14 protein-coding genes are annotated in these 14,040 nt (G+C 72.3%); 6 read left to right on the top strand and 8 right to left on the bottom strand.

The genetic code is table 11. The annotated features are described in order from the left end of the window. Positions 1 to 19: 19 nt before the first annotated feature. Positions 20 to 1,504, bottom strand: coding sequence for an XRE family transcriptional regulator (locus tag Q6347_RS03830; RefSeq protein ID WP_304606737.1), 1,485 nt, complete (start codon positions 1,502 to 1,504; stop codon positions 20 to 22). 128 nt (positions 1,505 to 1,632) lie between these two features. Here Q6347_RS03830 and Q6347_RS03825 point away from each other — a divergent pair, with 128 nt between their 5' ends. Continuing rightward, entirely contained in the window at positions 1,633 to 3,549 is a 1,917-nt protein-coding gene (locus Q6347_RS03825) for a phosphoenolpyruvate carboxykinase (GTP) (protein ID WP_304606736.1), read from the top strand. Positions 3,550 to 3,673: 124 nt separating this feature from the next. Continuing rightward, on the top strand, positions 3,674 to 4,948 hold the full coding sequence (locus Q6347_RS03820) for a cation:proton antiporter (protein WP_304606735.1): 1,275 nt from the start codon (positions 3,674 to 3,676) through the stop codon (positions 4,946 to 4,948). Positions 4,949 to 4,966: 18 nt separating this feature from the next. Here Q6347_RS03820 and Q6347_RS03815 read toward each other — a convergent pair whose 3' ends face one another. Genes Q6347_RS03815 through Q6347_RS03805 form a run of 3 tightly spaced genes read right to left on the bottom strand, consistent with a single transcriptional unit; the run spans position 4,967 to position 8,152 of the window. Continuing rightward, the gene (locus Q6347_RS03815; protein WP_304602586.1) at positions 4,967 to 6,025 is read right to left on the bottom strand and encodes a proline racemase family protein; all 1,059 of its coding nucleotides are present in this window, start codon (positions 6,023 to 6,025) and stop codon (positions 4,967 to 4,969) included. Next, entirely contained in the window at positions 6,015 to 7,124 is a 1,110-nt protein-coding gene (locus Q6347_RS03810) for an alcohol dehydrogenase family protein (protein WP_304606734.1), read from the bottom strand. The genes Q6347_RS03815 and Q6347_RS03810 overlap by 11 nt, the downstream gene beginning before the upstream one ends. A gap of 47 nt (positions 7,125 to 7,171) precedes the next feature. Beyond that, complete coding sequence (locus tag Q6347_RS03805) at positions 7,172 to 8,152, bottom strand: oxidoreductase (RefSeq protein WP_304606733.1); 981 nt, start codon at positions 8,150 to 8,152, stop codon at positions 7,172 to 7,174. A 53-nt stretch (positions 8,153 to 8,205) separates the two neighbouring features. On the opposite strand from Q6347_RS03805, the gene Q6347_RS03800 reads away from it, so the two are divergent. The 4 genes from Q6347_RS03800 (at position 8,206) to Q6347_RS03785 (ending at position 11,280) form a co-directional block, all read left to right on the top strand. Beyond that, positions 8,206 to 8,610 (top strand): MerR family transcriptional regulator, encoded by a 405-nt coding sequence (locus Q6347_RS03800; RefSeq protein ID WP_304606875.1) that lies wholly within the window; start codon positions 8,206 to 8,208, stop codon positions 8,608 to 8,610. A gap of 53 nt (positions 8,611 to 8,663) precedes the next feature. Further along, complete coding sequence (locus Q6347_RS03795; protein ID WP_304602589.1) at positions 8,664 to 9,149, top strand: tRNA (cytidine(34)-2'-O)-methyltransferase; 486 nt, start codon at positions 8,664 to 8,666, stop codon at positions 9,147 to 9,149. A gap of 67 nt (positions 9,150 to 9,216) precedes the next feature. Continuing rightward, positions 9,217 to 9,891 (top strand): AIM24 family protein, encoded by a 675-nt coding sequence (locus Q6347_RS03790; protein WP_304606732.1) that lies wholly within the window; start codon positions 9,217 to 9,219, stop codon positions 9,889 to 9,891. A gap of 123 nt (positions 9,892 to 10,014) precedes the next feature. Then, positions 10,015 to 11,280, top strand: a complete 1,266-nt coding sequence (locus Q6347_RS03785) for a M20 family metallopeptidase (RefSeq protein WP_304606731.1) — start codon at positions 10,015 to 10,017, stop codon at positions 11,278 to 11,280. A 28-nt stretch (positions 11,281 to 11,308) separates the two neighbouring features. Here Q6347_RS03785 and Q6347_RS03780 read toward each other — a convergent pair whose 3' ends face one another. From Q6347_RS03780 to Q6347_RS03765, 4 genes are read right to left on the bottom strand one after another with little or no spacing between them, the layout of a single operon-like run. Continuing rightward, positions 11,309 to 12,025: a ThuA domain-containing protein gene (locus Q6347_RS03780; protein ID WP_304606730.1), complete on the bottom strand. Its 717-nt coding sequence runs from the start codon at positions 12,023 to 12,025 to the stop codon at positions 11,309 to 11,311. A gap of 13 nt (positions 12,026 to 12,038) precedes the next feature. After that, a complete protein-coding gene (locus Q6347_RS03775) occupies positions 12,039 to 12,638 on the bottom strand; it encodes a thymidine kinase (protein WP_304602592.1) in 600 nt (199 codons plus the stop codon). A gap of 51 nt (positions 12,639 to 12,689) precedes the next feature. Further along, the gene (locus tag Q6347_RS03770; RefSeq protein ID WP_304606729.1) at positions 12,690 to 13,547 is read right to left on the bottom strand and encodes a CoA ester lyase; all 858 of its coding nucleotides are present in this window, start codon (positions 13,545 to 13,547) and stop codon (positions 12,690 to 12,692) included. Next, entirely contained in the window at positions 13,544 to 14,038 is a 495-nt protein-coding gene (locus Q6347_RS03765; RefSeq protein WP_304606728.1) for a MaoC family dehydratase, read from the bottom strand. Before Q6347_RS03765 ends, Q6347_RS03770 begins: the two co-directional genes overlap by 4 nt. Positions 14,039 to 14,040: the final 2 nt, after the last annotated feature.

The following is a 14,040-nucleotide window of genomic DNA, read 5'->3' as shown; positions in this document are numbered from 1 at the left end:
GGCCCGGTGCCGACCCGGCTCAGGGGGACGGGTCGGCGTCCTGGTCGGGGTCGGGGGCGTGCCGTTCGAGGAACCGGTACACGTCGGTGTCGTCCACGCCCGGGAACACCCCACGGGGCAGTGCGGCGAGGACCTGCTGGTGCATGCGCGCGCTCGGCCACGACGCGCGCTCCCACCGCTGCGCCAGGTCCTCGGGGGGCCGCCGGCAGCACGCCGGGTCCGGGCAGGTCGACGTGCGCCGCACCCGCGTGTCCCGGCCGCGGAACCACTTGGCGTGGGCGTACGGCACCCCGACGGTGATGGAGAACTGGCTTCCGTCGGCCGCCGTCCCGGTCTGCACCGAGTCCCAGAAGGTCCCCGCCGGGGTGTCCGTGTACTGGTAGGACTCGGTCGCCCGGTCGCGCCGCGTGAACGCCTCCCGCGCGGGCCAGCGCCGGCAGACGAGCTGCCCCTCGATCGCGCCGGTCACGTCCTGCGGCAGCGGCAGCCCGTCGTTCTGGTAGCCACGGAACAGGGCGCCGTCGTCCCCGACGCGCAGGAAGTGCAGGGGGATGCCGAGATGCACCGTGGCGAGGTTGGTCAGCCGCATCGCGGCAGCCTCGTGGGTGACGCCGAACGAGTCCCGGAAGTCCTCCACCGCCAGGTCCTTGGCCCGCTTGTGCTGCTCCAGGAAACTGACGGCCGTCGTCTCCGGCATGAGGCACGCCGCGGCGAAGTAGGTGATCTCGACGCGCTGGCGCAGGAAGTCCGCGTACGAGCGCGGCCGTTCGTGGCCCAGCACACGGTGAGCGATGGCCTGCAGGGCCAGGGAGCGCAGCCCGTGCCCACCGGGGATCGACGCCGGCGGCAGGTAGATGCGTCCGTTCTTCCAGTCGGTCACCGACCGGGCCGAGCGGGGCAGGTCGTCCACGTGCAGGATGGTCAGCCCCAGCTCGCCCGCCATCTGGGCGACGGTGCGGTGCGTCAGCGCACCGCCGCCGTAGCCGGCCCGGCGGGTCATGTCCTCGGCCAGGGCCTCGATCTCGGGCAGGTGGTTGTCGCGGTCCTGACGCTCCCGACGCAGGACGGTGTTGGCCCGCCGCGCCTCCTCCGGCGTCGCGATCGCCTCCTCCTCGCGGCGCGCCAGCTCGTCGTGCAGCCCCACGAGGTGCTCGAGCACCGGCACGGGCAGCCGCTGGCTCGGTTTCACGGCCGGGAGCCCGAGCGCGCCGAACAGCGGCCCGCGCTGCGCACGCTCGAGCGCGATCTCCAGCGCGGCGCGACGCGACGGCGGCTCGTCGGCGAGCAGGTCCGTCAACGGCACCTCGAGGGTCTCGGCGATCGCCCGCAGCAGGGACAGCCGGGGTTCGCGTCGCCCGTTCTCGACGAGCGAGAGCAGGCTCGGGGCGGACTCCACCTGACGCCCCAGGGCCTCGAGCGTGAGCCCGCGGGACGTCCGGGCGTGGCGGATGCGGCGCCCCAGGGTGATCAGGTCCGGGGCCTCCGACGTCGGTTCGACGGTCATCTCTTCACGCTACGTGAAGATCAGCCGATCTTCATAGCGTCCACGGCACCAAAGACCGCCTGACCAGGAGGAGACTGTGAAGCAGGAGCTCGTCGTCCCGGCGGGCACACCCGACGGACGGAGCAGCCATGACCTTCACCGCGAACCCCCGCCGGACACGGCTGGCCCTCGCCGAGCTCACCCCGGACGTCCTCGACCGCACCGACGGCTTCGGCCTCACCGCGACCGACACGGGATCGGCAGGCCGGACGTCGCCGCGGGACGTGCGCGCGTGGGTCGACGAGATCGCCGCGCTCACGCAGCCCGACGAGATCGTGTGGTGCGACGGCTCCGCCGCGGAGAAGCAGCGTCTGATCGACGAGATGGTCGAGACGGGCACCCTCGTGAAGCTCGCCGAGGACAAGCGCCCGAACTCCTACCTCGCCCGGTCGAACCCGTCCGACGTGGCCCGGGTCGAGTCCCGGACCTTCATCTGCTCCGAGCGCGAGGAGGACGCCGGCCCCACCAACAACTGGTGCGACCCGGCCACGATGCGCGACGAGCTCGACGGGGTCTTCGAGGGCTCGATGCGGGGCCGCACGATGTACGTCGTGCCGTTCTCCATGGGCCCCGTGGGCGGCCCGATCTCCCAGGTCGGCGTCGAGATCACCGACTCGCCCTACGTCGTCGTCTCCATGCACGTGATGACGCGCGTCTCCCCCCGGGTCGTCGACCTGATCGACGCCGGTCAGCAGTGGGTGCCGGCCGTGCACTCGGTGGGCGCACCCCTGGCCGAGGGCGAGGAGGACGTCGCCTGGCCGTGCAACGACACCAAGTACATCGTCCACTACCCCGAGAGCCGGGAGATCTGGTCCTACGGCTCCGGCTACGGCGGCAACGCGCTGCTCGGCAAGAAGTGCTTCGCGCTGCGCATCGCCTCCGCGATGGCGCGCGACGAGGGCTGGCTGGCCGAGCACATGCTGCTCATCCGGGTCACCTCCCCCGAGCAGCGGCAGTACCACCTCGCCGCCGCGTTCCCCAGCGCCTGCGGCAAGACCAACCTCGCGATGCTGCAGCCGACGATCCCCGGCTGGACGGTCGAGACCCTCGGCGACGACATCGTGTGGATGCGTCCCGGGCCGGACGGCACGCTGCGCGCGATCAACCCCGAGGCGGGCTTCTTCGGGGTCGCGCCCGGCACCGGTGTGGACACGAACCCGACCGCGATCGAGACGCTGACGCACGACGTCATCTTCACGAACGTGGCCCTGACCGACGACGGCGACGTCTGGTGGGAAGGCCTGACCGCCGAACCCCCGGCGCACCTGATCGACTGGCAGGGCAACGACTGGACGCCGGACTCCGACCACCCGGCGGCCCACCCGAACTCCCGGTTCACCGTCGCGGCCGCGCAGTGCCCGACGATCGCCGACGGCTGGGAGGACCCGGCCGGGGTCCCCGTCGACGCCATCATCTTCGGCGGCCGTCGTGCGTCGAACGTGCCGCTGGTCACCCAGGCCACGAGCTGGGACCACGGCGTGTTCATGGGTGCCACCATCAGCTCGGAGCGGACCGCCGCGGCCGAGGGGGCCGTCGGCGAGCTGCGCCGCGACCCGTTCGCCATGCTGCCGTTCTGCGGCTACAACATGGCCGACCACTGGGGGCACTGGCTCGAGGTCGGCGCCGGACTGGCTGCGGAGCACCGTCCGAAGATCTTCCAGGTCAACTGGTTCCGCAAGGACGCCGACGGCCGGTTCATCTGGCCCGGGTTCGGCGAGAACTCCCGCGTCATCAAGTGGATCGCCGGCCAGATCGACCGGTCCCGCCGCGTGCGGACCGACAGCGGGGCGGTCACGTCGCCGCTGGGGCTGCTCCCGGCGCCCGGTGCGCTCGACACGAACGGCCTGGACCTGAGCGACGAGGAGATGGCGGCCCTGTTCGACGTCCCCACCGAGGCGTGGCTCGCCGAGACCGACCTCACCGAGGAGTTCTTCGCCCGCTTCGGGGACCACCTGCCGGAGGAGATGACGACGCAGCTCGAGCGCCTGCGCGGCCGCCTGCGCTGACCCCGGAGAGACCAACGAGCGTGCTCACTTCGTACGCCATCCGTCACGATGGCGTAGGAGGTGAGCACGATCGTTGCCGTACGTCGGACGGCGGACCGGCGGCGCTCCTGCCACGATCGATCCCATGGGAATCGAGGTACTCGCCCCCTTCGCCGTCCTGGTGCTCGCCTGGGCGCTCGTCTCGGGCGCCCTGCAGCGCCGGGAGGTGACCGGGCCGCTCGTCTTCGTCGCCGCCGGGGCCCTGCTGGCCAACGACGCCTGGGGGCCGTTCCCGGTGAACATCGAGACGGCGTCGGTCCACACCCTCGCCGAGATCACGCTGGCCCTCGTGCTGTTCGCCGACGCCGCCCGCATCAACCTGCGCAACCTGCGGCGCAACGCGACGTTGCCGCTGCGGCTGCTCCTCGTCGGGTTCCCGCTCACGCTGCTGCTCGGGTTCGGGGCCGCGGTACTGATCCTGGCCGACCTGCCGTGGGAGCTGGCGCTGCTCGTCGCGGCGGCGCTGGCTCCGACCGACGCCGCGCTCAGCGCCCAGGTGATCGGCGACCGGCGGGTGCCCGGTCGCCTGCGCGTCGCCGTCAACGTCGAGTCCGGACTCAACGACGGCGTGGTCACCCCCGTGGTGACGCTCGCGATCGCCCTGGCAGGCATCACGCTGGGCGTGGGATCGCTGGAACGCACGGGAGTGGCCGGTGCACTGCTGGAGCTCGGCCTGGGAGTCTCCGTCGGCGGGGGCATCGGTCTGCTCGGCGCCTGGGGCGTCACCCTGTCCGCCCGGCGCGGGTGGGCCGAACCCGGTGCGCTGCCGATCGGGACCCTGGCCACCGGGGTCGGGGCCTTCGCCGTGTCGCTCTCCGTCTCCGGCAACGGGTTCGTGGCCGCGTTCGTCGGGGGCCTGGTCTTCGGTCTGGTCGTCGACCGCGAGCAGGGCGACGAGCACGAGCTCACCGAGCTGACCGAGCTGGGCGGGGAGCTCATGACCTTCGTGGTGTGGTTCCTGTTCGGCGCAGCGCTGGTGCCGATCGCGATCGAGCAGCTGAGCGTCGCCACGGTCGGCTACGCGCTGCTGAGCCTCACCGTCGTGCGGATGCTCCCGGTGGTGCTGGCGATGACGGGCACCGGCCTGGCCTCCCGGGACGTGCTGTTCCTCGGCTGGTTCGGCCCACGGGGGCTCGCCTCGGTGGTGTTCGCCCTCCTGGCGGTCGAGAGTCTCGGCGAGTCCGAACCCGTGCTGTCGGCCGTCGCGACCATCACCACGACCGTGATGCTCTCCGTCCTGCTCCACGGCGCCTCGGCCGGCCCCGTCGCCGCCCGGTACGGGATGCTGGACGAGATGCACGTGCGCGGGCGGTCGAGCAAGCTCGGACCCCCGCGCGGTCGGGTCGGCCATGGACGCTGACGTTGCAGCGGCGTCCCGTCAGTAGGCCTCCGGCGGCACGGGTGCCTGGGCGACCAGCACGTGCTCCAGGTCGGACGCGTCCACCAGCGGGTCGTCGAGGTCGACGGTGATCTGCGAGTGCGCCAGCAGCTTGGCCCCGCCGGTGATCGTCGAGTGCAGAGCCCCGAACTCACCGACCTGGGTGTCCTCCAGCACGGTACCGACGAACCGGTTCCCGCGCGGCGAGATCGTCTCGAGCGACTCGCCCTCCGCGATCTGCCCGCGACGGGCCATCAGTGCCAGGCGCGCCGAGGTGCCGGTCCCCGTCGGGCTGCGGCACAGCACGCCGGGGTGCACGTAGGTGGCCGACGGCGACTCGTACCGCCCCTCGCCGATCTGCCGGACGGGCCCCATGAAGTGGGCGAAGGGCAGCGGCCCGACGTGGCCCAGCTCCGGGTGCTCCTCACGCAGGCCCGGGCGTGCCGCGCGCACGAAGGCGTCCCCGAACGCCGTCAGCGCGATCTGGCTCTCGCGGTCGATGGTGAACCCGTACCGAGCGGCGTCGATGAGGGCGTAGTACGCCCCGGACCACACGAGGTCGAACTCGACGCGGCCGTAGCGCGGGACGTCGACCGACAGGCCCTCGTCGGCCACGTACGCGGGTTCGCCCTGCGTGGTGATCGACCGGACCCGCCCGCCCTCGTTGTGTGCCGTCACCCGGGCCAGCCCCGCCGGCGACTCCAGCACGACGCTCTGGGTGCCCTCGACCATCGGGATCATGCCGCTGCTGAGCAGCGCCGTCGCCGTGCAGATCGTGTTGGACCCCGAGTAGAGGGGGTACCCCATCGCCTCCATGATGATGTAGCCGGCCTGCGCCTCGGGGTGGCTCGGCTCGACGATGAGGTCCACCGACATCGCCGGGTCCCCGTACGGCTCGGACAGCAGCAGCCGCCGCAGCCCGTCCCCCTCACGCTGCAGGTAGCGGGCCTTCTCCAGCACGGTCGTGCCCTGCAGGGGTTCGACGCCGGCGGTCACGATCCGGCTGACGTCGCCGCCGGACTGGGTGTCGATCAGGTGCAGCGTGCGTTCACGGTGCATGGGGAGCTCCCACGTCCTCCCAGTGCCGGTCCGGGACCACGACCAGCTTGCCGATGTAGGTCTTGTTCATGAAAGTGCGCTGCGCCTCGTGGAAGTCGGACAGCCGGAACGTCCGGTCCAGCAGCGGCCTGATGTCGCCGTCCTCGATGTAGCGCCGCAGGCGGCGGAAGGCCGTGCGCGTGCCCTGCGAGGAGCCGTGCAGCTCGAGCTGCTTGAGGTACATGGTGCGCAGGTCCAGGTTCACCACCGGCCCGCCGATCGCCCCGGCCGTCGTGTACCGGCCCTCCGGCCGCAGGATGCGCAGCAGGTCGTTGAACATCGCCCCGCCCACCAGGTCCGCGACGACGTCGACCGGCCCGTCCACGACGCGGGCGACCTCGCTGACCAGGTCGTCGCCGTCCCGCAGGACGACGTCCTCGGCACCGATCCCGCGCAGGGCCTCCTCCTTGCCGCTGCTCGTCACCGCGTAGGGGACGGCGCCGCGGACCCGGGCGAGCTGCACGATCGCGGACCCGACCCCGCCGGAGGCCCCGGTGACCAGGATGCGCTCGCCCTCGGCGAGCCGGGCCCGGTCCAGCATCTGCTCGGCGGTGAGGTAGGCGCAGCAGAAGGTGGCGAGCCCGGCGTCGCTGATGTCGCGGGCGATCTCGTACGCGTTCTCGGCCGGCACCGTCTGGTACTCGGCGTACCCGCCGTCGCGGCCGTGCCCGATGTAGTCGATGTCGGCCAGGGAGTCGTCGCCCTCGGGGCGGTTGTAGATCGAGAAGTCGACCATGACGCGTTCGCCCACACGGTCCGCGGGGACCCCGTCGCCGACCGCGACGATCCTGCCCACGGTGTCCGTGCCCTGGATGCGGGGGAACCGGAGCGTGGAGCGTCCTCGCCGCCAGGTGGAGACCTCGGCGGGGTCGGTCTCGCTGCCGTAGGCGCCCTCGCGCACCCACACGTCGGTGTTGTTCATCCCGCAGGCGTGGACGTCGAGGAGGACCTCGCCGGGCCCCGGGCTCGGCGTGGGCACGTCGTCCCGGTAGACGAGCTGGTCGAGCCCGCCGTGCCCCACGAGCTGAACGGCCTTCATCCGGTCCGGGATCGGCTCCATCCATCGACACTAGGTCATCCGGTCCCGACCGTCCTGGTGGGCCGGGGTCAGGCCGCGAACGGCTCCACGCCGGTCGCCTCGACCGACAACGCCCAGAGCCGGTCGGCGGCTGCGGGGTCGACCGCCCAGTGCTTGACGCCACCGGCCCGGACGTCCGTGGTGTCGTCGGCGACGAGGGCGGCCACGTCGCAGTCCTCGCAGTACACGCCGCCCCGTGACTCCAGCTCGGGGGCGGTCGCCGCCCACAACGCGGTCGCCGCGCCCTGCGCCGGTGTCTTGAACAGCGGGTTCGGGTTGCCGTCGGCGTCGATCCAGCCGCGTGCCGTCTTCTCCTCCGTGGACATGTGCCGCTGCAGCTCGGTCATGATGCCGCCCGGGTGGACCGAGTACGCGTGCACCCCCGCGTCGGCCCGCGCGTCGAGCCCGACGGCGAAGAGGGCGTTGGCCGACTTGGACTGCCCGTAGGCGACCCACGGGTCGTACTCCTCCTCGTCGAAACCGAGGTCGTCGAACCGCACCGGCGACCGGAAGTGACCGATCGAGGAGTACGACACGACGCGGGCGCCCGGCGTCAGCAGCGGGGCGACGCCCCCGACGAGGGCGAAGTGGCCGAGATGGTTCGTGCCGAACTGCGTCTCCCAGCCCTGGGCGGTGCGGCCCTCGGGCGTGGCCATGACGGCGGCCGCGTTGATCAGGAGGTCGACCGGTCTGCCGTCCTCGCGCAGCGCTCGGGCGAATGCTGCCACGGAGTCGAGGTCGGACAGGTCCAGGGGGTGCACCTCGACGCCGTCGACGTCCGCGAGCGCCTCGGCCGCGGCCGCGGGACGGCGGGCGGGGACGACGGCGGTGGCACCACGGGCGGTGAGCGCACGGACGGTCTCGAGGCCGAGTCCGGAGTACCCGCCGGTGACGACGGCTCGCCGCCCGGTGAGGTCGTGCTCCGCCAGCACGTCGTCGGCGGAGGATCGGTAGCCGAAGGGCGTGCCCAGCGGCTCCTGGCGTGCGGTGTGCGGGGTGGAGTCGGTCATACGAACGAACATAGACTTTAGAGTTCGCTCGAAGTCAAGGAGGTCTGGTGAAGATGTCGACGGCCCCGTCGCCCGAGGGCTACAGCATCGGCGAGCTCGCGCGCGCCGTGGGCATGTCCACGCACACGCTGCGCTGGTACGAGTCCCGCGGGCTGTTCCCTCGGGAGATCCCCCGGACCGAGTCGGGACGACGCCGCTACGAACCCGAGACGGTGGAGTGGCTGCGGCTGCTCGCCCGCCTGCGCGCGTCGGGGATGCCCGTGGCCCGGATGGCCGAGTACGCACGGCTGGTCCGGGGTGGGGAGGGCAACGAGGACGAGCGCATCGCGCTCATGGAGGCGCACTCCCGCGCCCTGACCGAGCAGATCGACACCCTCGTCGAGTGCCGCGAGGTGATCGACGGCAAGGTCGCCGGCTACCGCCGCCGTCTGGCCGCGCGTCCGCCCGGGACGCCGTAGCGCTCCCCGCGGGGGTGGGAGGACCGGCGGCGGGCGGTGGGAGAATCGTCGTCGTGCCCGCACCGGACCAGCCCCCGTTCGCCCACGTCGTCTACTTCGAGCCACGCATCCCCGGGAACACCGGGTCCGCGATCCGGCTCGCCGCGGTGACCGGCGCCCGTCTGCACCTCGTCGAGCCGCTCGGGTTCGACCTGTCCGAGGCGAAGCTGAAGCGGGCCGGTCTCGACTACCACGACCTGGCCGTGATGGACGTGCACCCGAGCCTGGACGCCGTCCTGGACGCCCTGCCGGACGCGCGCGTCTTCGCGTTCTCCACGCGCGGGACGACGTCGTACACGGACGTGGCGTACGAGACCGGCGACGTGCTGCTCTTCGGCCCCGAGCCGACGGGCCTGCCCGAGGAGGTGCTGGCGCACCCGCGGATCACCGACCAGCTCAAGATCCCGATGCTGCCGGGCCGACGCTCGCTCAACCTGACGAACTCGGCCTCGATCGCCGTCTACGAGGCGTGGCGCCAGCGGGGGTTCGACGGAGCCTGACCGGCACGTCTGGCGCGCACCGCGCGCCCACCCCGCGAACGGCGGCACGAGCCGCCACGATGGGGCCATGCGCTCCCACCTGTTCCAGCACACCGAACCCGAGGGCGAGCCCGGCTCGTTCCAGCTCGCCAACCCGCGGATGCTCAAGGTCGACCTCGCCGGCTCCGGCGGGTTCTTCTACGCCAAGCAGGGATCGATGGTCGCCTACCAGGGCGACGTCGACTTCGCCTACGAGGGCAGCGGATCCGTGAGCAAGCTGTTCAAGAAGGCCTTCACCGGTGAGGGCATGTCCCTCATGAAGGTCTCCGGCCGCGGCGACGTCTTCCTCGCCCAGGACGCGGACGAGGTCTTCGTCCTGTTCCTGGAGAACGAGTCCGTCACCGTCTCCGGGGACAACATCCTGGCGTTCGAGTCCTCGCTGGCCTGGGACATCAACCGTGTCCAGGGGGCCTCGATGCTCACCGGCGGGCTGTTCAACACGACGTTCACGGGCTCCGGCGCGCTGGCCGTGACCGCGTACGGCACACCGATCGTGCTGGACGTGGACGAGCCGACCTTCGTGGACATGCAGTCCGCCGTGCTCTGGTCGACCTCCCTGACCAGCTCGGTGCGCAAGACCGCGAAGATGGGTGCCGTCATCGGCCGCGGCTCCGGGGAGGCCTACCAGCTCGGGCTGTCCGGCCAGGGTTTCGTCGTCGTGCAGGCGTCCGAAGGACACCCGCTGCCGAACCAGAACGGCTGAGCACCGACGGCGGCGGGCCGTGCACACTGCCGAACCGCCGGGGCGGGTGAGATGCCGTCCGCCCACGGGCGAACGCCTCGCGCGCTTCCTACGATGGGTGTGACGACCTCCCGAGGAGCTCCCATGACGGACGTCCGCGCGTTGATCGACGACCACGCCCGCGCCGTCGAGCAGGACGTGATCTCCTGGCGCCACACGTTGCACGAGCACCCGGAGCTGCCGAACCGCGAGGAGAAGACGGCGGCGATGGTCGCGCGCCACCTCACCGGACTGGGGTTCGACACCGTCCGGACCGGGGTGGCGGGACACGGTGTGATCGGGGTGCTCCACGGCGGCGACGGCGACAGGGTCATGGGTCTGCGCGCCGACATGGACGCGCTCCCGGTCAAGGAGCTCCAGGACGTGCCGTTCAGGTCGACCGTGGTCGACGAGGACTATCCGGACGGTCCGTTCCCCGTCGCGCACATGTGCGGGCACGATGTCCACACGGCCGTCCTCATGGGCGCGGCCAGCGTGCTCGCCGGCCTGCGCGAGCACCTTCCCGGCACGGTGAAGATGATCTTCCAGCCCGCCGAGGAAGGACCGCCGATCACCGAGGACGGGGGTGCCGATCTGATGGTGCGGGACGGCGCGCTGGAGAACCCGCGTCCCGACATGATGTTCGTGCTGCACACCAGCCCGTTCCCCGCCGGGATGCTCAACTACAGTGCCGGCCACGCCCTGGCGTCGTCCGACTACCTCTCGATCCGGGTCGAGGGCCAGGGCGTGCACGGGTCGACACCCTGGATGGGCAAGGACCCCATGCCGGTGGCGGCGGAGATCATCACCGCCCTGGGACAGGTGTACCGGCAGGTCCCTGCCAACGACGCCATGACGATCTCGATCGGCAAGGTCGTCGACAGCGGCCGGTTCAACGTCATCGGGGACGGCGTGGAGCTGATCGGCACGATCCGGGTCCTGCAGGACGAGATCCTCGACGACGTGCACGCCCGTGTCGACCGGATCGCGTCGCACGTGGCGGCGGCTCACGGCCTGACGGCGACGACGACGTTCCGGCAGCACGTGCCCAGCGTGCACAACGACCCGGCGTGGCTGGACCGGATCCTGCCGACGGCCCGCCGCGTCATGGGTGACAAGCACGTGCAGCCGAGCCCGCCGACGCTCGGCTACGACGACGCGTCCTTGTTCGTGAACCCCGTCGGCGGGGCGTACATGCTGCTCGGGGGCCAGGACACCGAGGTCGCGGACGGCCGGTTGCAGCCCGTCGACGGCGGACGCGGCCTCTGGCCGAACCACAACCCGCACTTCTACTTCGACGACGGGGTGCTCGTCGACGGAGTGCGTCTGCACAGCCACGTGACGTACGACTTCCTGACCGGCGCGATCTGACCTGCGGGAGGCAGGACGGGTCGGCCCCTCAGGTCAGCAACCAGGTGGCCGCGCGCTGCAGCAGGCGCAGGTACGACGGCGAGTCGTAGGCCCGCACGTCGTGCCCCAGCCCGCTGTACACCGTGCGTCCCCCGTGCTCCTCGGTCGCCCAGACCACCGGCTGCATCTCGCCGTCGTCGTCGGGGACCCAGCCCAGCACCTGCGTCGACGGGGCGACCCGCAGCCCGAAGTACCGCTCGTCCTGCAGCTCGACGGTCTCCGCGGCACCGGCCACGATCGGGTGCCCGCCGGTGGCCAGCCGGACCGCGGCCGGGCCGAACGGCGGGTGGTAGGACTCCCCCGGGATCCACCGGCCGCCCAGCAGGTCGCGCCAGTCCTCGGAGTCGGCGAAGGTGTTCGCCGCCTGGTGCACGGCCAGGATGCGCCCGCCGTCGCGCGCCCACTCCGCGAGCCGCCGGTGGAAGGGCCGCCACGCCTCGTCGTCGGGCCCGATGCCCGCCTCGAGGAACCCCGGCCAGGACGTTCCCGAGTTGACGACCAGCAGGTCGACCTCGTCCAGGTCGTCGAGCGCGTCCGGGAAGGTCGACCGCACGACCACGGAGGTCGAGCGGTCGTGCACGGTGAGGTCCTCCAGCACCTCGGCCAGGCGATGGCTCGTGGCGGCGTGGTCGTGCCACGGGTCCTCGTAGCGGCCGCGGCCGGCGAGGATCAGGACCTGGTGGGTGCTGGTGTCACGCGTGCTCACGGTCCCGATCGTGTCATGAACGCGTCGGGCGCGGCACGGTGGAACCGGTGATGATCGCCGTCTCGGGCAGCACGAAGCAGCGCCGGCACAGCGCCTCGTAGGTGAAGGTGCCGTCGTCCGGCAGGGGCTCGGAGGCCCCCAGCGGCTCGAGGAACGGCACGCCGTTGCGCAGCACCTGGGTGAACGCGGCGTGCAGGTCCTGGCAGCGGTCGCACACCGCCCGCCGGTAGCGCACGTCGGTGGGCCCGAGCTCCAGCAGGGCCCGGATCGTGGCGAACAGCTCGCCCCGGTGGTCCAGGTCGATGCCGCACGCCAGCACGCGGGTGCCGCGCAGCACGAGCTCCTCGACGACGCGGACGTCCGCCGGGGTGAACATGTGGACCTCGTCGATCGCGACGACGTCCTCGGTGCTGTGCAGCAGCGGCTCGAGGGTGTCGAGCTTGATCGTCGGCACCGACGCCCCCGTGCGCGACACGATCTTGTCGTCGCGCACGTGCCGCGACGACTGCACCACCGCACAGCTGAGCCGCGAGTACGCCAGCGGTGCCATCTGCGCGATGAGGTCGAGCGACTTGCCGGACTTCATCGGCCCGAGCACCAGCGACAGCTCCACCGAGGCACCTCCCGTCCTGGACGGCGGGCCGGGTCCCCGCCGCACAGCACCCTAACGGTCGTCGAGGACGGGCTCGGCCGCACGGGCCAGCACCGCCTCGGCGTGCCGCAGCAGCGGGGAGTCGATCATCTGCCCGTCGAACCGCGCCGCGCCGCTGCCGGTCGACCCCGGTCCGGCGGCGGCCGCGAGGACGGCCCGTGCGTGCTCCACCTGCTCCGGGGTGGGCGCGTACGCCTTCCGGACCACGGCGGCGTGGGACGGGTGGATGCACAGCGTCGCGGAGAAGCCGACGGCGACGGCGTCGACGGCCTCGTCCCGCACGCCGTCCAGGTCCTCCAGGTCGAGGTGGACGGCGTCGATCGCGGCCTTGCCGGCGGCCCCGGCGGCCAGCAGCACCGCGGACCGGGCGTACCGGGCCACGTCCCGGTAGGTGCCGTCGTCGCGACGGCTGGCGGTGCCGCCGAGGGACGCGACGAGGTCCTCGGCACCCCACGCCAGCGCGACGACGTCGGGACGGGCGGCGAGGGCCGGTGCGGCGAGCACCCCGGCCGCCGTCTCGCACAGCGCCACGATGGCGTACGGAGACCCGTCGTGCCGCAGCAGCGGACCGACGTACCGGCCGTCGGCCTTGGGGAGCATCAGCACGGTGTAGTCGGTGTCGGCCAGCGCGTCGAGGTCACGCTGGTGGTCCTCCGTCCCGACCGGGTTGACCCGCACGATGGTGCGGGCCGGGTCGAGCGGCGTGCCGCGCACGGCCCGGCGCGCCTCGGCGCGGGCCGCCGGGTCGACGCCGTCCTCCAGGTCGAGGATGACGGCGTCGGCCCGGTCGGCGGCCTTGGCGAACCGGTCGGGGCGGTCGGCCGGGCAGAACAGCAGCGCCGGCCCGAGGGTGAACGGCCGGGGAGTCACGATCCCTCCCGGGCGAGGTCGGCGTGGCCGTCCTTGGTCCACATGAGCACCGACCGGGTGGCGACCGCGACGACGACGTCGTCCTGGTTCCGCCCGGTGTGCTCCAGCGTGACGATGCCCTGGCCCGGGCGCGACGACGAGAGGCGCCGTCCCGTCATCACGGTCTCGCCGTACAGCGTGTCCCCGTGGAACATCGGCGCCGGGAACCGGATGTCGCTGAACCCGAGGTTCGCGACGATCGTGCCCCGGGTCAGGTGCGCCACGGACAGCCCGACGAGCGTGGCCAGGGTCAGCATCGAGTTGACCAACGGCTTCCCGAACGGCTGCGTGGCGGCCCACGCGGCGTCGAGGTGGAGAGCCTGCGGATTCATCGTCGCCGAGGTGAACAGCACGTCGTCGGCCTCGGTCATGGTGCGTCCGGGCCGGTGGACGTAGCGGACGTCCTCCTCGAGCTCGTCGTAGTAGAACCCGCGCTGGGTCTCCTCACGCATCG

Source organism: Isoptericola sp. b408 (assembly GCF_030588085.1).
GTDB classification, from domain to species: domain Bacteria; phylum Actinomycetota; class Actinomycetes; order Actinomycetales; family Cellulomonadaceae; genus Isoptericola; species Isoptericola sediminis.
This window is presented reverse-complemented; position numbering and strand designations above follow the sequence as displayed.

Coding starts and splice junctions, on each gene's coding strand:
- Q6347_RS03785 (WP_304606731.1), top strand. CDS start 10,015: ATGACGGACGTCCGCGCGTTGATCGACGACCACGCCCGCGCCGTCGAG.
- Q6347_RS03790 (WP_304606732.1), top strand. CDS start 9,217: ATGCGCTCCCACCTGTTCCAGCACACCGAACCCGAGGGCGAGCCCGGC.
- Q6347_RS03820 (WP_304606735.1), top strand. CDS start 3,674: ATGGGAATCGAGGTACTCGCCCCCTTCGCCGTCCTGGTGCTCGCCTGG.
- Q6347_RS03815 (WP_304602586.1), bottom strand. CDS start 6,025: ATGCACCGTGAACGCACGCTGCACCTGATCGACACCCAGTCCGGCGGC.
- Q6347_RS03765 (WP_304606728.1), bottom strand. CDS start 14,038: ATGCGTGAGGAGACCCAGCGCGGGTTCTACTACGACGAGCTCGAGGAG.
- Q6347_RS03810 (WP_304606734.1), bottom strand. CDS start 7,124: ATGGAGCCGATCCCGGACCGGATGAAGGCCGTTCAGCTCGTGGGGCAC.
- Q6347_RS03825 (WP_304606736.1), top strand. CDS start 1,633: ATGACCTTCACCGCGAACCCCCGCCGGACACGGCTGGCCCTCGCCGAG.
- Q6347_RS03830 (WP_304606737.1), bottom strand. CDS start 1,504: ATGACCGTCGAACCGACGTCGGAGGCCCCGGACCTGATCACCCTGGGG.
- Q6347_RS03805 (WP_304606733.1), bottom strand. CDS start 8,152: ATGACCGACTCCACCCCGCACACCGCACGCCAGGAGCCGCTGGGCACG.
- Q6347_RS03800 (WP_304606875.1), top strand. CDS start 8,206: ATGTCGACGGCCCCGTCGCCCGAGGGCTACAGCATCGGCGAGCTCGCG.